We start from the raw sequence: 19833 nt of genomic DNA on the forward strand, positions 1-19833 counted from the left end.
TTTCATAACTTCTGACTATTTTCTCTATTCGGTTGTTAATGTCCTTCTGTTGTGTTCCGAGTTGTGCTCGTTACAAGAAATATATTATCATTTTTTTTAAACTTTGTCAATAACTTTTTTCTTTTTATTTATTTTTTATTTTATAGCTATTTTTACCAATCTTTTCTAATTTTCCTTCAGATAAATAGACACTTAATACTCTCGATAGTGATGGTCTGCTCACTGAAAATATTTCAGCTAACTCTTTAACATTTTTTTCAAAGTGAATTTCATTATTTTTCATATTTTCTTCTATATAATCATCTAATTTTTCTTTAATTGTTTTTATGGTAAAACTTTTCCATATCTTTTTAGATAAAAATTGTGTTTTGCTAGAAATTTCATCTAAAAAGTTTTTTAAAATTTTTTTATTTAAAACAAATATTTTTAAAAATTCGTCCTTATCTATAGATATCAGTCTTGTATTTTTCAGAGCTCTTAAATCAACAGGTAAGATATTAGAATCCCCAAAAATAAAAGCTGATGCTATAATATCTCCAGTTTTTAAATTTTCTATTTTTTTTATTTCACCATTTTCTTTTAACATCTCTCCGCTTAACTCTCCATTTAATATTATATTAAATGTATTTAATTCATCTCCTCTAAAAAATAATATTTCATTTTTTTCAATTTCTACAAAAGAGTAATTTATATTTTCAAAGATGTTTTTTATTTCTTTTAAAGAAACTCCTTCAAAAATTCTAACGTTTTTTATATTTTTTAATTCCAATATTTTCAACCCCCACATTTATTTTATCTATATATTAGCAAATATGATTGTTTCTTTCTATATTTAATAATATAATATTTAATAAAACGAGGTGATCTTTATGAAAAAATTTGTTCTCATAGGTAATAATATTAATTACTCTTTTTCTCCTATTTTACATACAATGATTTTCAACTCTACTTCTATAAAAGCTACATATAGTATTCTTGATAATAATAATATTGCAAATATTATTACAAATATAAAAAATAGTGATATTAGTGGATTTAATGTTACCATTCCTTACAAAGAAAATATTATAAAATTTTTAGCCTATATTTCTCCAGAGGCTTTAGAAATTGGAGCAGTCAATTGTGTAAAAGTTATTAACGGAAAGTTTTTCGGATATAACACAGATTATTTAGGCATTCTTGAAACTTTCAAAAAAATGAACCTCTCTTTAAAAAATAAAAAAGTTTTTATTCTTGGCTCTGGTGGAGCTGCAAAAGCTTGTTGGAAATCTATTGTAGATTGTGATGGCATTCCTATTATTGTTAGTAGAAATCCTGATGAAATATCTCATTTATTTAAAAATACTAAAATAATTTCTTATATAGATTTAATAAATGAAAAAGGTTATCTATTAATCAATGCAACTCCTATAGGAACTTATCCTAATATTAATGAGTCACCTGTTGATGAAGGTATTATTCAAAATTTTGACTTCCTTTTAGATTTAATATATAATCCAAAAGAAACTAAATTTATAAAAATTGGAAAAAAATATAAGAAAATTTGTGAAAATGGTTTATTTATGTTAATTTCACAAGGAGTAAAATCAGAAGAAATTTGGAATAATCTATCAATTAATACTAATAACATATATAGTAAATTAATAAATATTGCATATAATAAAAATAAAGAGGTGAAATAAAAATGAAAAAAATCATTATTACTTGTCCTAAATGTAAAGAAAAAATGAAAATAATGGATAAAGTTGCAAAGTATAGATGTCCTAACTGTAAAGAAGTTTATAAATTCAATCATTTTAAAAGAGGAATATACAAAGTTTCTTCTTTTTTTAAAGGAATTATTCAAACTTTCAAGGATATTAAATTTAATATTGTAACTAAATATAAAAACACTAAAGCTACATACAATTATATGAAGCAAATGAAAAAAAATATGAAAAAAAATCCAAATTGGTCTAATTTTCACAAAGAACAAGCTGAAGCAAAAAAAATGAAACAAGCTAATAAGCCTCGTTTCTGGGATAGATTCAAAAAATAAAGAGATTAACCAAAATGAATTTTTGGTTAATCTCTTTTTTATAATTTATTTAACAACTATATTTACTATTTTTCCAGGTACTACAATTACTTTCATAACTTCTTTCATTTCAATGAATTTTTTTACATTTTCTATTTCTAAAGCCATTTTTTCTATTTCATCTTTAGGAATACTTCTATCTACTTCTAAAGTACCTCTTAATTTACCATTTACCTGAACAGCTATTTCTACTTCATCAGCTATTGTTAACTCTTCTATATATATTGGCCAAGCTATTGTAAATAACTTCCCTGCATTTCCCATCTCTTCCCATAATTCATCACAAAAATGAGGAGTAAATGGAGATAACATAATAACTACATTTATCATAGCTTCTCTAAATATTTTTTTAGATTCAGTAGTTTCTTTTTCAGTTCCTAAAATATTAGCTCTAAAATCTTGCATCTCATTTAACAATTCCATTGTTGCTGCAATTGAAGTGTTAAAATGATAATCCGCTTCTATTGATTCAGTTACTTTTTTAATTGTTTGATGTAATTTTCTAACTAAAGCTTTGTCTTCTTTTGTTAATTTTGAGTAATCTATAGATTTTTTATCTTCTAAATACTCTTTATTTTCTAAAACTAATCTCCAAACTTTATTTAAAAATCTTGCAGCACCAGCTAATCCATTTTCATTCCATTCAAGTTCTCTTTCAGGAGGAGCAGCAAACATAATAAATAATCTTGTTGTATCAGCACCATACTTATTTATCATTATTTCAGGATCTACACCATTATTTTTTGATTTAGACATTTTTTCTACTTTTACTTGTACCTCTTCTCCTGTTGTTTTTAAGAAAGCTTGAGCTCCTTTAATTTCAACATCTTCTGGATATAAAAATCTATTTTCTGCATTTGAATAGTATGATGGTCCTAATACCATTCCTTGAGTTAATAATCTTTTAAAAGGTTCATTTGATGAAAGTAATCCCATATCTCTTAATACTTTATGGAAAAATCTTGAATATAATAAATGCATAACTGCATGTTCAATTCCACCAATATATTGATCTACTGGTGCCCAACCATCAACTATATCTTTAGCAAAAGGAAGATCTGTATTTTTAGGATCACAATATCTTAAGAAATACCAAGATGAATCTACAAATGTATCCATTGTATCTGTATCTCTTCTTGCTTCTCCCCCACATTTTGGACAAACTGCATGTTTAAAAGATTCAGATGTTTCCAATGGATTTCCATTTCCACTAAATTCAACATCAGTTGGTAATTTCACAGGTAAGTTTTCATCATTTTCCATTACTATACCACACTTTTCACAGTATAATGCTGGAATTGGAGTTCCCCAATATCTCTGTCTTGAAACTCCCCAATCTTTTAATCTATACTTTACTGTTCTTTCTCCATAACCTTTTTCTTCAACATATTCTGCAATTTTTGTTAAAGCTTCTTTTGATGATATTCCATTAAATTTATCTGAATTTGTCATTACTCCTGTTCCAACAAAAGCATTAGCCATTTCAGAAGGAATAATTACAATCTCTTCTTTAGTCTTTTTATCTATTGGATTAATAACAACCTTTAGTGGTAAATTATATTTTTTAGCAAAAGCAAAATCTCTTTCATCATGAGTTGGAACAGCCATCACAGCTCCAGTTCCATAATTCATTAAAACATAATCACCAATCCATAAAGGGATCTCTTCTCCATTAACTGGATTTATTACATGCCATCCTGTTGCTATACCTGTTTTTTCTTTTCCTTCTGCTGTTCTTTCAATCATATCTGTATTTTTCATTTCAAAAACAGACGATTTTATACTTGGATTCACTTTTAATATCTCATCAACTAATGGATGCTCTGGAGCTATCACTGCATATGTCACTCCATATAAAGTTTCTACTCTAGTTGTAAATACTGGTAAATTTTCTCCAGTTTCAATTATTTTTAAATTAACTTCTGTTCCATAAGATTTTCCTATCCAGTTTTTTTGCATAGTTAAAACTTTGTCTGGCCATCCTTCTTTTAACTCTTTATGTCCTTGAAGTAATTCATCAGCATATTCAGTTATTTTAAAGAACCATTGTTCTAAATCTTTTTGAATTACTGGAGTTTTAGAATGTCTCCAACACATTCCATCTTCTACTTGTTCATTAGCTAGTACTGTTTGACAATCTGGACACCAATTTACTGTAGATTTCTTTTTATAAACTAATCCTTTTTCATACATTTTTTTGAAAATCCATTGATTCCATTTATAATATTCAGGAGTATACGATGCAATTTCTCTATCCCAATCATAAGATAATCCCATCATTTTCAATTGTCTATTCATATTTTCAATATTTGATTTTGTCCATATAGCTGGATGGGCTCCATTTTGAATTGCTGCATTTTCTGCTGGTAATCCAAAAGAATCCCATCCCATTGGGTGAAGAACGTTCAATCCTTTCATTCTTTTATATCTAGCAATTACATCTCCTATTGTATAGTTTCTAGCATGACCTACATGTAATTTTCCTGAAGGATAAGGTAGCATTTCTAAGACATAATAATTTTCTTTTCCTTCTACTTTATTTTCTGTTTTAAATAAATTTTGATTTTTCCATTCTTCTTGCCATTTCTTTTCGATTTCACCAAAATTATACTCTCTCATTCTTTCACCTCATTATTTAATTTTAATTTTTTAGTATCTAATATAACACAGTTTTGCTTGAAATAAAAGAGATTAATATAAATTTTTAGCAATTTCAGAAAGTATTATTCCTCCTGCTACAGAAACATTTAATGAGTTTATTTTTCCATGCATTGGAATTTTTACTAAAATATCACAATTTTCTTTAACTTTTTTTCTTATTCCTTCCCCTTCACTACCTAATACTAATGCAGTTTTATTTGGATACTTCTCTTCATGATAGTATTTTTTCCCTGAACCTTCAGCTCCATAAACCCAGAAATCTAATTTCTTTAATTGAGCTAAAGCATCTGATATATTTGTTACTCTTATAATGTCAACATGTTCTATTGCTCCTGTTGATGTTTTGATTACCGTTTCATTTATTTTAACTGCATTTCTTTCTGGAATAATTATTCCTTTTACTCCAAATATTTCTGCACTTCTTATTATTGCTCCAAAGTTTCTCGGGTCTTGTACTCCATCTAAAACCAATACAATTGATTTCTCATCTCTTGCTATTTTTTCTAAAAATTCTCCCATTGTTATATAGTAATCATAATTACTTAAATATGCTACGACACCTTGGGAATTTTCCTCTTTTTTACCAACAGAAAATATTTTTACATTTCTTGCTGAGGCTAAGGCTTTTAATTTCCCTAATTTCTCTTCTCTCATACCTTTAAATATCTCTATTTTTTCAATATTGTTAGATTTATTTTGTAATAACTCAATAACAGGATTAATTCCTATAACTTTTTCTAAATTTTCTACGTTTTCCATTTTTTCTCCTTTATATTTCAACTTTTATTCTTTCTATATTTGCTCCAAGAGCTTGTAATTTTATTTCTAAATTTTCATATCCTCTATCAACATGATAAATTCTATTTACTATAGTTTCTCCCTCTGCTAATAATCCCGCTAAAACTAGCGAAGCTCCGGCTCTTAAGTCACTTGCCATTACTTCAGCTGATGAGAAGTTTTTTATTCCAGTTACTCTTGCCATATTAGCATCTGTACTTATATTTGCTCCCATTCTATTTAATTCGGGAACATGCATAAATCTATTTTCAAAAATAGTTTCTTTTATCTCACTTGTTCCATCTACTAAACACATTAATGTCATCATAGGAGATTGTAGATCTGTTGGAAATCCTGGATGAGGCATTGTTGTAGCTTTAGCAGGTTTCAATTGAGAAAGTTTTGTCTTTGTTCTTAAAACATCTCCTTCGATCTCAAATTCTGCTCCCATTTCTTCAAGTTTTGATATGAAACTTTCAATATGATCTCTTACAACTCCTTTTACACTAATCTCTCCATCAAACATTAAAGAGGCTACTATAAATGTTCCTGCTACAATTCTATCTGGCATAATTGAATACTCACAAGGATATAATTTTTTTACACCCTCTATTTCTAATCTTCCACTTCCTATACCTTTTATTTTAGCTCCCATTTTTACTAAGAAATTACAAAGATCATCAATTTCTGGCTCTCTAGCTGCATTTTCAATTATTGTAATTCCTGTTGCTTTTACAGCTGCCATAATTACATTTTCTGTGGCTCCCACACTTGGAAAATCAAATACAACTTTGTTTCCAATAAGTTCAGCTGTTTCTCCTTCAACGTATCCATGATCTATATTTATCTTTACTCCCAAAGCTTCAAATCCTTTTAAATGTAAATCAACTGGTCTAGAGCCAATTGCACATCCTCCTGGTAAAGAAACTCTCGCTTTTTTTTCATGAGCTAGCATTGGACCCATTACTAAAAATGAAGCTCTCATTTTTTTTACTAAATCATATGAAGCTTCAAGTGATTTTAATCCTGTATTTACTATTTTATATGAATGATTACTTAATTTTTCTATTTCTAAACCTAGACTTTCTAATAATTTAGTTAATGTTACAATATCTCTTAAATTAGGAACATTTTTCAGTATATATGTTCCCTTTTCAATTAATGTTGCTACAAATATTGGTAAGGCTGCATTTTTTGCCCCTTCTACTGATAATTCTCCATTTATTTTTTTCCCACCTATTATTTTAAATGCTTCTATGCTCACCTTATCTCTCCTTTTCATCATATCTGTCTATTATGCACTCTCTTCCTAAAAACTTATCAAAAATATTCATTTTTTCAAACTTATCTAAATATTCTGGTAATTTTTCTTCTAACTCTTTATAATGCTTAGAACATATTTTTTCTCCAATTGCATGGGCAAAATTTTCACTTAATCCTGCATCTGTAAAAACTTTAGTAGAGCTTTCTAAGATAATATCTTCAGATTCATTATCTAAACTTTCACTTGTCACAACTACTAATCCTACACTACCTCTATATGTCAAATCATCTACTAACATATATCTAAGCCCTTGCTTTTCTGCTTCATCTATATAAGGTTTTATCAAATTTAATTTTATATCTCTTTTTATTTTTAATAAAATTGCATTTTTATTCTTCATAGCTTCTTTTATTTCAAATCTTATTAAATTTTTTTCTATATCCATTCTATCTAATGCTATAATTACATTTTCTTTAAATTCACCTAAATACTCAAGCTTTTCGCTTTGCATTTTAAAAAATCGCATTTTAGCTTTTTCTTTTTCCATTATGATATTATCTACCAAAATAATCACCTTCAATAAATTTTAGTTTTTCTCAATAATTATAACACATAAATTCAAAAAAATGATATAATTATAAAATATAACATTAAGCAAATAGGAGGTTTAAATGAGATTCAAGTATTTTTTTGTTTTTTTTATAATTTTCTCATTTTCTCTTTTTGGAAGAGATAATTTCATCTCTATTTCTGGATTTGTCGTTGATAAAGAGTATCGATTAGGAAATGCTAAAATTTCTTTTTTTAATAGTGAAAATAAAGTTTATTCTACAAAAACAAATATAAATGGAAACTTTGCCATTACTTTACCTAAAAATAAATATAGAGTTACTGTTAAAAAAACCGGTTATTCATCTCTTGAGAATACTGATCTTTTTGTTGATTATATTTTTAACAATCCTGAACCTCTAATTTTAAATATGGTCGATAATAAAATTTTAGTATCTGGAAGAATTCTAAATCAAAATGGAAATTCTATTAAAAATGCCAATATTAAAGTGAAAATTGGAGAAAATTTAGAAAATCTAAAGAGTGATAATAATGGATTTTTTTCTTTCCAAGGAAAAGAAGGATTAATTTCAATATTTGCCACTAAAAAAGGTTATTATGGAAATGGAACTGCTCTTTTAATTGAAAAAGAAAAATATATCAATGATATTTCTATTAAACTTGAAGAAAAAACTTATTTTTTATCTGGAACTCTTTCAAATGAAGATTCTTTTTTAAAAAATACAGAAATAGAGATTATTAATGGTTTAACTAATAAAAAAATTTCTAAAGTAAGAACTAATGAATATGGTATTTTTGAGTTTAGAGATATCCGGTATTTTAAAAATGTTTATTTTAAAGTTCCAATTTATAAATTTAGAAGCGAAGCTTTTACTTTAAATAAAGATTTTAGACAGTATAATATATTTACAAAATAAAAAATGACAAAAGTTTAAATAACTTTTGCCATTTTTTTATCTCTATTTTTTTAATCTTTTATTTAATTTTTCAGCTTCCTCTTCATATCCTGCTTTTCCCAATAATGCAAACATATTTTTCTTATAAGCTTCCACTCCTGGCTGATCAAAAGGATTTACCCCTAAAATATATCCACTTATACCACACGCTTTTTCAAAGAAATAAAACATATATCCTAAATGATATGGTGTAGCTTCTGGTAAATTAATTAATAAATTAGGTACTCCTCCATCTACATGGGCTAGTATTGTTCCTTCAGATGCTCTTTTATTAACAAAATCCATTCCTTTACCTGCTAAATAGTTTAATCCATCTAAGTCTAACTCATCTTTCTCTATTAAAATATCATATTCTGGATTTTCAATAGTTATTAAAGTTTCAATTAAACTTCTTTTTCCATCTTGAATATATTGCCCCATTGAATGTAAATCTGTTGAAAAATCTGCTGCTGCTGGAAATAATCCTTTTCCATCTTTTCCTTCTGATTCTCCAAATAATTGCTTCCACCATTCTCCAATATAATGAAGTCTTGGTTCATAATTTATAAGCATTTCAATATCTTTCCCTTTTCTATTTAAAATATTTCTTATTGTGGCATATTTTAAACAATCATTTTCATTATACGGAGCTTTATAATCCTCTTGAGCTGCTCTTGCACCTTCCATTAATTCATCTATATTAATTCCTGCTGAAGATATTGGTAGTAATCCCACTGCTGTTAAAACAGAAAATCTTCCTCCTACATTATCAGGTACTACAAATGTTTCATATCCTTCATCTGTTGCTAATTTTTTTAAAGCACCTTTCTTAGAATCTGTTGTCGCATATATTCTTTTTCTTGCTTCATCGACACCATATTTTTCTTCTAAATGTTTTTTAAAAATTCTAAAAGCTATTGCAGGTTCTGTTGTTGTTCCTGATTTAGAAATTATGTTTACAGAATAGTCTCTATCCCCTATTATTTCTAATAATTCCTTTATATATTTTCCAGATATATTTTGTCCCGCAAAGTATATTTCTGGTCCTTTTCTATTTTCTTTCTTTTGGTTATTATAGAAAGTATGAGATAAGAATTCTATAGCTGATCTTGCACCTAAATATGACCCTCCAATTCCAATAACAACCAATACTTCTGAATCATTTTTTATTTTTTCTGAAGCTTTTTTTATTCTGTTAAATTCATTTTTATCATAATTTGTGGGTAAATTTATCCAACCTAAAAAATCTTTTCCAGCTCCTTTTTCATTCATTAACATATCTTTTGCTAATAAACACTGTGATTCCATTAAAGCAAGTTCATTTTCATTAAAAAATTCTAACGCATTTGAATAATCAAATGATAATTTTTTCATAATCTATACCTCCAACTTAATTTAAATACCAGTTTTTTCTTCCAAAGCTTTTACTCTCTTCTCAAGTTCAATAACAGAAGCATTAGTTTCATCTGTTTTTTTCTTTAAAAATTCTATATCCATTCTTATGTTTTCTATCTTACCATTAAAGGTTTCTGAGTCAAATCCTATTTTAGTTAATTCTCTAGAAAATTCATAAACTAAACTTTCTAAAATTACTAAATCTCCTCTATTCGCTTTTTTTTCATTTAAATTTTGAAAAGCTCTATCTAATCCTTCAGCAAATGTGTATCTTGACACAGGTACCTCACCTTTAAATAGATAGCTATTCTCTGAAATTATCCCCTCTTGAACTAAATTATCTATGGCTTTATATGCCCAATGATTTTTAGGAACATCTTCAAAAATCAAACCTTTTTTAGGCGGATTGTGTGCCAAAATCATTGTTATTAATGTAAAATATAATACAATAATTTTTTTCATTTTTATCCCTCTTTTTACAGTTCATTTTATATTTTATTTCGTTTATTATATCATTAAAAACAAAAAAAAAACAGCTCTAAAGCTGTTTGTTGTTATCTTGGAGGCGACGACCAGATTTGAACTGGTGAATAGAGATTTTGCAGACCTCTGCCTTACCACTTGGCGACGTCGCCTTCTATTAAGTTAAAAAATGGTGCCCAGAGGCGGAATCGAACCACCGACACGGGGATTTTCAGTCCCCTGCTCTACCGACTGAGCTATCTGGGCAAACCTTTTTTTATTCCTGCAAAATACCTTATGGCGGAAGGCCAGAGACTCGAACTCTGAAGTCTTGCGACGCCGGTTTTCAAGACCGGTTCCTTACCAATTAGGGTAGCCTTCCATATGGTACTCCGTAGGGGAATCGAACCCCTGTTTATAGAGTGAAAATCTATTGTCCTAACCGTTGAACGAACGGAGCATCCTATTGAATTTTAGTGGTGCCGCTTATCGGAGTCGAACCAATCACCTACTGATTACAAGTCAGTTGCTCTACCAGATGAGCTAAAGCGGCTTTGATATATATTTAATTTTGTTAATTTTAATAAATGGCGGGAGTGACGAGGGTCGAACTCGCGACCTCATGCGTGACAGGCATGCGCTCTAACCAACTGAGCTACACCCCCATATGGTGGAAACAACTGGACTTGAACCAGTGACCCCCTGCTTGTAAGGCAGGTGCTCTCCCAACTGAGCTATGCTTCCTTTAAGACAAGAGTAGTATAGCATAAACTACTCTTTGATGCAACTATTTTTTACATGTTTTTATTTTTTTAATAAAATAACCACACAATATGATTTTATCCCTAACTCTTTACCTGTAAATCCTAACTTTTCTTCCGTTGTTGCCTTTATACTTATATTATTAATATCTGTTTTTAATACTTCAGATATTTTTTCTCTCATTGTATTTAAATAAGGTTTTAATTTAGGATTTTGAGCTACAATTATAGAATCTAAATTCCCTATTTTATATCCCTTTAAATCAATTAAATTATATACTCTTTCTAAAAGAATCATACTATCAATTCCTTCAAACTCTTTTGAAGTATCTGGAAAGTGCTGTCCAATATCTCCTAGAGCCAATGCACCTAAAAGTGCATCCATTATTGCATGAATTAAAACATCTCCATCTGAATGTCCTAGAACACCTTTTATATGAGGAATATCTACTCCACCTAAAATCAATCTTCTATCCTCAACCAATTTATGAACATCATATCCATTTCCTATTTTTATCATTATATAAATACTCCTAATTTTAGTCTTTATAAATTGTATTATAAAACTCTATTATTTCATCTTTAGTTACTATTGATGTTCCCATTTTTCCAACTACTACTCCTGCTGCAGTATTTGCTATTTTTGCTGCTTCTTCTATTTTTACTCCTGATGCTAAAGCCATTGTAAATACAGAGATTACTGTGTCACCAGCTCCTGTTACATCAAATACTTCTTTTGCATATGTTGGTATATTTATAATCTCTTCTCCTTGAAATAAACTCATTCCCTCTTCACTTCTAGTTAATAAAAGATTATCTAATTGTAATTTTTCTTTAAGTTCTTGTCCAATTTCAATAATACTATCAAAGTTAGTTTTTCCTAAACACTCTATCGCTTCTTTTCTATTAGGAGTCATTGAAGTAGCCCCTATATAATTCATAGCATTTTTTGGTTTAGGATCAACTGTTACAATTATATTATTTTCTTTACATAAAGATATAATTCTTTTTACAACATTAGGTGTTAGAACCCCTTTATCATAATCAGAAAGAATTATGGCATCAAGTTCCTTTATTTTTGCTTCTATATGTTTCAACAAAGATTTTTCAAGATCCTCTGAAATAGCTCTTGAGTCTTCCCAATCCAATCTTAATAATTGTTGATTTCCACCGATTATTCTTCTTTTTACTATTGTCGGTCTTGATGTGCTTCTAACAACACCCATTGTTTCTATTGATTTTTTTTCAAACTCTCTAATCAGTCTATCACCATCAAAATCATCACCTATTACACCAAAACAAAAAGTTGTAGCTCCTAAAGTAGATAAATTATTTACTACATTAGCTGCTCCTCCTAAAACAAATCTTTCCTCTTTTACTGATACAACTGGAACTGGAGCTTCTGGAGATATTCTATCTACATTTCCTATTAAATAATCATCTAACATCATATCTCCAACAACTGCAACTTTAAGATTTTTAAAACTATCTAAAATCTCTCCTAGTCTACCTTTTTTCATAATCAATTCTCCTCTATAATTTCTGCTTTTAATTTAATATAAAGTTCTGTATTTTCCTTTCTTCTTGAATCATTTTTAAATAAATTTCCAAGTACTGGAATATCTCCTAAAAAAGGGACTTTATCCTTCAATTTTCTATTTCCCTCTTTTTTTAAAGCTCCTATTATTAATATATCATTATGTTTAATTCGTATTTTTGTTTTTAAACTTCTTGAAACTTTTGATCCTCCTTCAGAATTAAAGGTTCCATCATTTTCATTTTCCTCATCTTTTTTAAAAGTTTTTTTTAATTTAAAATCACTTGCTTCTAGTTCAATTTCTAAATATATATAGTTATCTTCTTTTACATAAGGAGTTACTTTTAAAATTATTCCTGCTTCTTTAAATATAGGCTGATAATTCACTTCATCATTTTCTGTGTTCTCTTCTTTTATCTGTCCTACAATAACTTCTTCCACCATTTTTAAATTTCCAGTTTCACCACTTAAAAGTATAATAGACGGTAAGGCACTTGTCTTTAAATCTTGTGTTGATTCTAGAAGTTTTAAATTTAAATTCAAAACATTTTTTTCATTATTAAATTTACTTATAAAATTTATAGAACTTCCTAATATATCACCTATTCCATCAATATAACTTTCTGTTAAAACTCCAAAAGATAAACCTGAATCAATATCCTCTTTTTTATTACCTAAAGAAAGATTTAAACCAATATCTTTAAATTTATTTTCTGTTATATCAAGAATTTCTGCTTTTACTTTTACTTGTTTTACTTTTTTATCCAAATTACCTATTAATTTTTTTACTTCTAAAACCATATCGCTATTTCCAAATAAGATAATACTATTATTTCTATTATTAGAAGATATTTTTATAGAACTTCCTAATATTTCATTTAAAGTTTTCTTTATTTCCAAATGATGACTATTTTTTAAAGAAATATTTTCTATTATAACATTTTTTTCATTCTTTTGAATATTTTCTTCCAACATATTAGTATTTTTTTTAGAATCTATTTTTAAAAATATATTTCTTTCGTTAATTCCTTTTTTTATTTTTATAAATTCACCATTATAAGAGTAACCCTTGGATAACTTGTGATCAATTGATATATAGTAAACTCCATCATTAATATTTTCAAATAAATATTCTCCAAAATTTCCACTTTTACAAATATATTCTTCATTATTTCTTCTTAATTTTATAAGTATATCTCTCACTCCAGAATCTCTATTTAATATCTTTCCTGCTAAAATATTTCTATTTATTCCATTTTTCTTTAATAGAATAATATCATTTTTTTCAATAATATCTAAATTATAAGCTAGTTTAATAGTTTCTAATATTTTTTTTATAGAGGTTTTCTCTTTAAAAAAAACATCTATTATTTCATCTTTAGTTTCTAAATCACATAATATAGTTTTTGATGATTTTCTAGAGAGTTCTGCTACTACATCTGAAAGTTTTGCATCTTTTATATCTAATTCATCTGTATAGATATCTTTTGATAAAATCTTTATTACCAATAATATATATATAATTAAATATTTCATTAAAATCCCTCTCTTAAATTAAAAATATTTCTTTCCTTAGTTTTTTTAAAATATATCTCTTTTCTCTTTAAAGCCTTAACTTTTTCTTTTTTATTATTGATAATATACATAACTTCCACCTTTAATACCATAGTATTTTTAGTTTTCTTTAAAAGGAAATTACTCTTTTTCAAAGTTAAAAACATTTCAGATTTTTCTATGCTTTTTAAAAATCTAAGAATCCTTTTTTCTTTTCCATAAATTTCTAAATATATTTTCTTATCATTATTTTTCTCATTAATATTTTTTTCTCTATCTACTAATAATAAATTTAATTGTAGTCTTTTGCATAATTTTTCAATAAAATTTATAAATTCTCCTGTTGAATTAAACTTTTTTTCTTTATTTATCTCTTTCAAGTTTTTATTATTTTTTTCTCTTTTATCACTAGATAATTTAGTTTCTTTATATAAAATATTCAAATCCCTTATATCTCTGTCTATTAAATTAATTTTTTTATGTTTTATTTCAATTTTATTTTTTATTTTTTTAGAATCTAATACTAATTTTACAAAAACATAATAAATCAATATAAGTTCAAAAATTATTATTGTTAATATTACTATCTTTATATTATTCTTTACAAACTCTCTAACTCTATTAAAAAATATATTAAGCCACCTCTTTTCTTAATATAATCAAATTTTATTGATTTATTATTAAAATAATATAATAAATTTTTTTCAAAAGTTAAAACTTCATCTACACTCTTACTATATCCTTTTATTTCAATCATATTATTATTTATGTCTATATATTCTAAAAATATATTTTTATCTAAACCTTTTATTATTCTTTCTATATTATTTTCAAATAATTTAGATTTTTTAAAACCATTTTCCCCTATTGTCAACTCTTCTTTTAAAAGATTTATTGATTCTTGTATTTTAAAAATATCTTTTTCTTTTTTTAGTAAAATTTTATTTGTTATTAACAATTCTCTTTTTAAACTTTTATATTTTATAAACAAATAAGAAAATATCATTATCTTTCCTAAAAGGATTAATGTAAAAATTAATATTATTTTTTTTAATCCTTTTCCAATTGTTCTTTTTTTTATTAATTTTCCATTGCTATTAATAATAATATTATCTATGTTTTCAATATCATTTTTTTCCAATTGAATTTTTAAAACAACCTCAATTTCTCCAATATTTTCATATTCTGAAAACAATTTATATACTTCATAAACTATATCTTTTTTTTCATTATAAATAACATTATTTAAAATTTCATTATTTTCTTCTAATATTATTCCTCTCTCGGTTATATTCAACTTTTTCATCAATATTCTCCACATTAAAAGATTTAATAATTCTAATATCTGGTTTAAAAATATCTAGATTATTTATTTTATACTTATAAAATAATAAAATTAAAAATTCAATCTTCATACTATCAATAATATTTTCCTTTATTAAAAAAATTTCTAATTTATTTTCTCTGTTTTTTATTAGCTTTATCTCTCCTTTAACTTCCCTATTATTTTGATATACCTTCTTTCTTGTATAATTTGATTTAGAATAAACTCCCTCTTTTAACCAAACCTTTTCTACTCCTTCAAAATAATCTATAATATCTTTATACTCACCTTTATTTATTAAAGTATCTCCTCTTTTTAATTCTTGTTCCCCAAAAATATAGTATTTTTTTATTTCCCAATTTTTATCATTATTTATTTTTCTATTTCTTAATTCTGAAATATTTCCACTGTAAAAAATTCCAATTAAAGATATAATCCAAGTTATTAAAGTAAATAAAAATATAGTTGTAAATAATATGCTTCCTCTAATCTTTAAAATTATTTTTAAATTCATATATTCCTACTTTTCCCTTTAAAGATACACCATACTCTTTTAAATAAAACTTTCCAAAAAAATTATCTATAATACTTTCTCTTGTTCCTTTTTCAATTATAATCATATCTCCTACAAACTCTCCTTTTATAGAAATAAAATCATTGTATATTAAATGATATATTTGAGCTTTATTTATAAATTTTTCTCTTTTTTTTACTCCGTATTTAATTACTAAAATATTCCCTTCTTTTCTACCATTTGAAGAATAATCTAAATTCAAATATATTCCAGAGGTTCTGTTTAAAATTTTATACTCTAATGAATTTTTTAAATTTTTTTGAATTCTTAAAAAGACAAATCTTGTTTTATTATTAAATAAAATCATATTTGTATATAATTTTTTTTCTATTACTAATATTTTTGTTAAATTAACTAAAATTAAAACTAAGATAGATACTATAAAGACAATAGTAACTCCCTCTACAAGAGTAAATCCCATTTTTTTATTTTTATTCGTATACATATAAAACACTTTCTCTTATTATTTTGTTTTTTAACTTTATTCTTAACACAATTTTATATAAATTTTCTCTAATTAATACTTTCTTCTTTTCTAGTACTAATATTTTATTTTTATCTTGCATATTCTCATTAAAATTATTTTTAGAATAAAAAGACCTTAATTTCTCCATTTCATCTTCTACTAAATTTAAAAATATTAAATTCTTTAATTCTTTTTTAAAAAAAATAATATTTTTATATATTGGATTTATTAATATAGAAATAATTATCAAAGATATCATTGTTTCTATAAAGGTAAAACCTTTATTCTTCATAATAATCCTCTATTTAATAACTTTACTATTGTTGATATAATTAAAAATGGTCCTAAGGGTATCTCTTCTATTTTATGTTTCTTTAAAATCATAACTAAAACATAATATAATAGTGCTAATGAAAATGTCATATTTATAAAAAAAACAACATCTAACAATGTTGTATATGTCATGAGTATTCCCAATGAAAAAGAAAGTTTTACGTCTCCAAAACCTAAACACTCTTTTTTTAAAAAATCTGATCCATAACCATAAATTAAAGAAAAAGCTGTTAAGTAAACACAACCTCCCAAAAAAATATCTTCTAACGTAAAATTTATACAATTATAAAAATAAGATAAGATGCCTAAAATAATTACTAAGGTATTTGGAATTATTTTTTTCTTTATATCAATAATACTAATTAAAATAAAGATTACTACTATTATTAATAAAGTTACATCTCTTCCCATAATTCACCTTTTATATTTTTAGGTCCAACTGCAGAAGTAGCTCTTATTTTTATTTCATTATTATTGTTTATATACACTTCTACATCTCCTCCATATTTTATTTCATCAGCATCTGTCTTACTTCCTCCAATCTCTAGCAGTAAATTGACTCCTGTTAATTTTAAAGATTCATTTAAATAATTTTTTAATTTATCTAATTCTATTTGAGATATTGCTATATTTCCATCATCTAAAAAAAATTCTTTTCCATTTTCTAAATAGTAAGTTTCCGATGCCATACGAATTCCGTTTAAACTTGATATCATTTTATTGTCCTTTGCCATTGCTAAGTAAACTCTCGTTTTAGGAACTAAAAAAGTTGCTAAAATACCTATTACACCTAAAACTAAAACAATCTCAACAATACTAAATCCTTTTTTTTTCATAAGTTACCTCTCTTTATCATAGAATTGTTTCTGACATATTTAAAATTGGTAAATAAAGTCCAATTATAAAAAAACTTATTATTAGTCCTATTATCAATAATAAAATTGGTTCTAATAATTTTAACAATATCTTTAATTTATTTTCATGAATTTCTTTTTTCATAAATGAAATGTCTTTTAACATTTTTGATAAATCTCCACCTTCTTCCCCAATTTTAATCATATTAATTTCAATATTGGAAAGTAAATTTGTTCTACTCAGTACTTCTGAAATAGAATCTCCCATTTTTATCTCTTTAAGAATTGAAAAACTATCCTTTATCTCTTTCCTTGAAATTCCTTCTAAAATTACATCTATTGATTTTTCCAATGAAAAACCAGAATCTAATAACAGTGCTAAACTTTCTAAAATATCAATTACAAATTTATTTATTATCCATTTTCCTATATACGGAATTCTTAAAATTTTTAATCTGTTTTTTAATAATTTCTTAATAAAGAAAAAACTACTAAAAAATAAGATGACCATCACATATAAAATCTTTCTAAATAAATCTGCAAATCCTATTATTATTCTTGTTACAAGTGGCAATTCTATTTCTGTTGATTCATAAATTTCAACAAAATTTGGAACTATAAAAATCAACATTAAAATAATTATTATTGTTGATAGTACTAAAATCAATAAAGGATATATTAAATAAGTTATTATTTCTTTTTTTAATTTATCCCTTCGATCTCTTAAGTTGTTGATTTTAAAAAAACCATCACTTAAATCACCTGAATTTTCAAATACATAAACTAATAGTTCTTCAGACTTACTCAATATATTATCTGCTTTTAAAATTGAAAAAATATCTTCTCCCAAATCCAGTTTCCAAATAATCCTTTTATAATATGCTTTTACTACTCTGTTTTTAGAATTTTCAACTTGAAGTTCTAAACATTTCTTTAGTGGAATTCCTGATTTTAAAAGTTTTCCTGTGCTATAGAAAAAATAATCTTGATCCTTTCTTTTTATTTTTGTATGTTTTTGAGATGTTATTATTTTTATTAACATCTTATTTTTTAATGTTAAATAATTTTTTAATTCAATATTATTTTCAACTATAATTTCACTTGTTTTTAAAATTTTATATTTATCAAAATACAAATAAGTTACTATCTTCATAATAAACACTCTTTATTTAATTCTTCCTCTGTTGTAATTCCATTTTTTATTTTCTGTTTTCCATTGTCTATTAAAGAGATAAAATTTTGAGATATTAAATACTCTTTCATTTTTTCCGTACCTTTATTTTCAAGTATAAAACTCCTAATCTTATCATTAATAACTATAACTTCTTCAACAGCCTCTCTTCCATTAAATCCATTAAGACACTCACTGCACCCTATTCCTTTACAGGATATACAAATTTTCCTTAATAATCTTTGACTTTGAATTAATGAAAGTCCAGAAGCTATTATATAAGGCTCTATTCCAAAACCTAAAAGTCTTTCAATAGTTGAAATTGAATCTCTAGTATGCAAAGTTGTTAGAACTAGGTGTCCTGTTAGAGAAGCTGTTAGTGCAATTTTTGCTGTTTCTATATCTCTTATTTCTCCAATTAAAATTACATCTGGATCTTGTCTTAAAACTCTTTTTAAAATTTCTGAAAAATCTAATCCTATCTCTTTCTTATATTGTATTTGATTTATTCCATTTAATTGATATTCAATAGGGTCTTCTATTGTCACTATATTTAAATTCTCTTTATTTAAGTAGTTTATAATTGAATAGAGCGTTGTTGTCTTTCCAGAACCCGTGGGCCCAACACAAAGAATTAAACCACTTTTTTTCCCAATAGCTCCATATAAAGTATTTAAATTTAACTTGCTAAAACCTAATTTATTTAAGTCTAAATCTAATAAATTATTTTTTAAAATTCTAATTACACATTTTTCACCAAAAAGAGTAGGTACTATTGAAACTCTATAATCTAACTTTTCATCTAAATACATCCCTTTAAATCTACCATCTTGAGGCAATCTTTTTTCTCCTATATCAAGTTCACTTAAAATTTTTAACTTAGAAATTAATTTGATACCTAAATCTTTTTCAATATTTTTTAAAATATAAAGAGTTCCATCAACTCTCATTCTAATCCTTACATTATTTTCTTGAGATTCAATATGTATATCTGAAACTTTATCTAAATAAGATTTTAATAAAATTTCATTTAACAGTTCTAAAATAATTTCTTTATAAAAATTTTTTTCCTGTATTATAAAAACTTCCCTTTTAAAATATAAATTTTTTTCCATTTA

The 19833-nt window shown here is 25.5% G+C and carries 22 protein-coding genes and 7 tRNA genes; 3 read left to right on the forward strand and 26 right to left on the reverse strand.

Annotation, left to right across the window (positions count from 1 at the left end; translation table 11 throughout):
- Positions 1 to 124: 124 nt before the first annotated feature.
- On the reverse strand, positions 125 to 769 hold the full coding sequence (locus Q0V09_RS00565; RefSeq protein WP_297404327.1) for a Crp/Fnr family transcriptional regulator: 645 nt from the start codon (positions 767 to 769) through the stop codon (positions 125 to 127).
- Positions 770 to 869: 100 nt separating this feature from the next.
- Here Q0V09_RS00565 and Q0V09_RS00570 point away from each other — a divergent pair, with 100 nt between their 5' ends.
- Together Q0V09_RS00570 and Q0V09_RS00575 are read left to right on the forward strand one after the other, a co-directional pair.
- Positions 870 to 1682, forward strand: coding sequence for a shikimate dehydrogenase (locus Q0V09_RS00570; RefSeq protein WP_297486712.1), 813 nt, complete (start codon positions 870 to 872; stop codon positions 1680 to 1682).
- A 2-nt stretch (positions 1683 to 1684) separates the two neighbouring features.
- Complete coding sequence (locus Q0V09_RS00575; RefSeq protein ID WP_297404324.1) at positions 1685 to 2038, forward strand: zf-TFIIB domain-containing protein; 354 nt, start codon at positions 1685 to 1687, stop codon at positions 2036 to 2038.
- A 45-nt stretch (positions 2039 to 2083) separates the two neighbouring features.
- Here Q0V09_RS00575 and leuS read toward each other — a convergent pair whose 3' ends face one another.
- The 4 genes from leuS to Q0V09_RS00595 all read right to left on the reverse strand — a co-directional run bounded on the left by leuS (position 2084) and on the right by Q0V09_RS00595 (position 7353).
- A complete protein-coding gene (gene leuS, locus Q0V09_RS00580; protein ID WP_297486715.1) occupies positions 2084 to 4696 on the reverse strand; it encodes a leucine--tRNA ligase in 2613 nt (870 codons plus the stop codon).
- 72 nt (positions 4697 to 4768) lie between these two features.
- Entirely contained in the window at positions 4769 to 5497 is a 729-nt protein-coding gene (rlmB, locus tag Q0V09_RS00585) for a 23S rRNA (guanosine(2251)-2'-O)-methyltransferase RlmB (RefSeq protein ID WP_297404321.1), read from the reverse strand.
- A gap of 10 nt (positions 5498 to 5507) precedes the next feature.
- Positions 5508 to 6800, reverse strand: a complete 1293-nt coding sequence (murA, locus tag Q0V09_RS00590) for a UDP-N-acetylglucosamine 1-carboxyvinyltransferase (RefSeq protein WP_297404319.1) — start codon at positions 6798 to 6800, stop codon at positions 5508 to 5510.
- Positions 6781 to 7353: a DUF1694 domain-containing protein gene (locus tag Q0V09_RS00595; protein WP_297404318.1), complete on the reverse strand. Its 573-nt coding sequence runs from the start codon at positions 7351 to 7353 to the stop codon at positions 6781 to 6783. The genes murA and Q0V09_RS00595 overlap by 20 nt, the downstream gene beginning before the upstream one ends.
- Positions 7354 to 7450: 97 nt before the next feature.
- Between Q0V09_RS00595 and Q0V09_RS00600 the strand changes: the two genes are divergently transcribed.
- The gene (locus tag Q0V09_RS00600; protein WP_297486719.1) at positions 7451 to 8266 is read left to right on the forward strand and encodes a carboxypeptidase-like regulatory domain-containing protein; all 816 of its coding nucleotides are present in this window, start codon (positions 7451 to 7453) and stop codon (positions 8264 to 8266) included.
- 42 nt (positions 8267 to 8308) lie between these two features.
- Here Q0V09_RS00600 and Q0V09_RS00605 read toward each other — a convergent pair whose 3' ends face one another.
- The 21 genes from Q0V09_RS00605 to Q0V09_RS00705 form a co-directional block, all read right to left on the reverse strand.
- Positions 8309 to 9658 carry a glucose-6-phosphate isomerase gene (locus Q0V09_RS00605; protein WP_297404315.1) on the reverse strand — a complete coding sequence of 450 codons (1350 nt, stop codon included), beginning with the start codon at positions 9656 to 9658 and terminating at the stop codon, positions 8309 to 8311.
- 21 nt (positions 9659 to 9679) lie between these two features.
- Positions 9680 to 10141 carry an S-layer homology domain-containing protein gene (locus tag Q0V09_RS00610; RefSeq protein WP_297404314.1) on the reverse strand — a complete coding sequence of 154 codons (462 nt, stop codon included), beginning with the start codon at positions 10139 to 10141 and terminating at the stop codon, positions 9680 to 9682.
- Between the two features lie 98 nt (positions 10142 to 10239).
- Positions 10240 to 10314: transfer RNA gene (locus Q0V09_RS00615), tRNA-Cys, on the reverse strand.
- A gap of 18 nt (positions 10315 to 10332) precedes the next feature.
- Positions 10333 to 10408, reverse strand: a tRNA-Phe gene (locus Q0V09_RS00620).
- A gap of 31 nt (positions 10409 to 10439) precedes the next feature.
- Positions 10440 to 10523: transfer RNA gene (locus tag Q0V09_RS00625), tRNA-Ser, on the reverse strand.
- Between the two features lie 3 nt (positions 10524 to 10526).
- A tRNA-Glu gene (locus Q0V09_RS00630) sits at positions 10527 to 10601 on the reverse strand.
- Between the two features lie 17 nt (positions 10602 to 10618).
- Positions 10619 to 10694, reverse strand: a tRNA-Thr gene (locus Q0V09_RS00635).
- A 35-nt stretch (positions 10695 to 10729) separates the two neighbouring features.
- A tRNA-Asp gene (locus Q0V09_RS00640) sits at positions 10730 to 10806 on the reverse strand.
- Positions 10807 to 10809: 3 nt separating this feature from the next.
- Positions 10810 to 10885 (reverse strand) — tRNA-Val (locus Q0V09_RS00645).
- Between the two features lie 60 nt (positions 10886 to 10945).
- Positions 10946 to 11422, reverse strand: coding sequence for a 2-C-methyl-D-erythritol 2,4-cyclodiphosphate synthase (ispF, locus tag Q0V09_RS00650; RefSeq protein ID WP_297404313.1), 477 nt, complete (start codon positions 11420 to 11422; stop codon positions 10946 to 10948).
- A 19-nt stretch (positions 11423 to 11441) separates the two neighbouring features.
- On the reverse strand, positions 11442 to 12422 hold the full coding sequence (rfaE1, locus tag Q0V09_RS00655; protein ID WP_297486723.1) for a D-glycero-beta-D-manno-heptose-7-phosphate kinase: 981 nt from the start codon (positions 12420 to 12422) through the stop codon (positions 11442 to 11444).
- A 2-nt stretch (positions 12423 to 12424) separates the two neighbouring features.
- Positions 12425 to 13975 (reverse strand): hypothetical protein, encoded by a 1551-nt coding sequence (locus tag Q0V09_RS00660; protein ID WP_297404309.1) that lies wholly within the window; start codon positions 13973 to 13975, stop codon positions 12425 to 12427.
- Positions 13975 to 14436, reverse strand: coding sequence for a hypothetical protein (locus Q0V09_RS00665; protein WP_297486726.1), 462 nt, complete (start codon positions 14434 to 14436; stop codon positions 13975 to 13977). Before Q0V09_RS00665 ends, Q0V09_RS00660 begins: the two co-directional genes overlap by 1 nt.
- Positions 14437 to 14594: 158 nt before the next feature.
- A complete protein-coding gene (locus Q0V09_RS00670; protein ID WP_297486729.1) occupies positions 14595 to 15299 on the reverse strand; it encodes a hypothetical protein in 705 nt (234 codons plus the stop codon).
- Positions 15250 to 15831: a hypothetical protein gene (locus tag Q0V09_RS00675; protein WP_297404304.1), complete on the reverse strand. Its 582-nt coding sequence runs from the start codon at positions 15829 to 15831 to the stop codon at positions 15250 to 15252. Before Q0V09_RS00675 ends, Q0V09_RS00670 begins: the two co-directional genes overlap by 50 nt.
- Positions 15803 to 16336 (reverse strand): hypothetical protein, encoded by a 534-nt coding sequence (locus Q0V09_RS00680; protein WP_297404303.1) that lies wholly within the window; start codon positions 16334 to 16336, stop codon positions 15803 to 15805. Before Q0V09_RS00680 ends, Q0V09_RS00675 begins: the two co-directional genes overlap by 29 nt.
- Positions 16323 to 16649, reverse strand: a complete 327-nt coding sequence (locus tag Q0V09_RS00685; RefSeq protein ID WP_297486732.1) for a prepilin-type N-terminal cleavage/methylation domain-containing protein — start codon at positions 16647 to 16649, stop codon at positions 16323 to 16325. Before Q0V09_RS00685 ends, Q0V09_RS00680 begins: the two co-directional genes overlap by 14 nt.
- On the reverse strand, positions 16646 to 17101 hold the full coding sequence (locus tag Q0V09_RS00690) for a prepilin peptidase (protein WP_297404300.1): 456 nt from the start codon (positions 17099 to 17101) through the stop codon (positions 16646 to 16648). Before Q0V09_RS00690 ends, Q0V09_RS00685 begins: the two co-directional genes overlap by 4 nt.
- Entirely contained in the window at positions 17086 to 17526 is a 441-nt protein-coding gene (locus Q0V09_RS00695; protein ID WP_297404298.1) for a type II secretion system protein, read from the reverse strand. The genes Q0V09_RS00690 and Q0V09_RS00695 overlap by 16 nt, the downstream gene beginning before the upstream one ends.
- Before the next feature lie 16 nt (positions 17527 to 17542).
- The gene (locus Q0V09_RS00700; protein ID WP_297486734.1) at positions 17543 to 18697 is read right to left on the reverse strand and encodes a type II secretion system F family protein; all 1155 of its coding nucleotides are present in this window, start codon (positions 18695 to 18697) and stop codon (positions 17543 to 17545) included.
- A complete protein-coding gene (locus Q0V09_RS00705) occupies positions 18694 to 19830 on the reverse strand; it encodes a GspE/PulE family protein (RefSeq protein WP_297486737.1) in 1137 nt (378 codons plus the stop codon). Before Q0V09_RS00705 ends, Q0V09_RS00700 begins: the two co-directional genes overlap by 4 nt.
- Positions 19831 to 19833: the final 3 nt, after the last annotated feature.

The organism is uncultured Cetobacterium sp. (assembly GCF_947039425.1).
Classification (GTDB): Bacteria; Fusobacteriota; Fusobacteriia; order Fusobacteriales; family Fusobacteriaceae; genus Cetobacterium_A.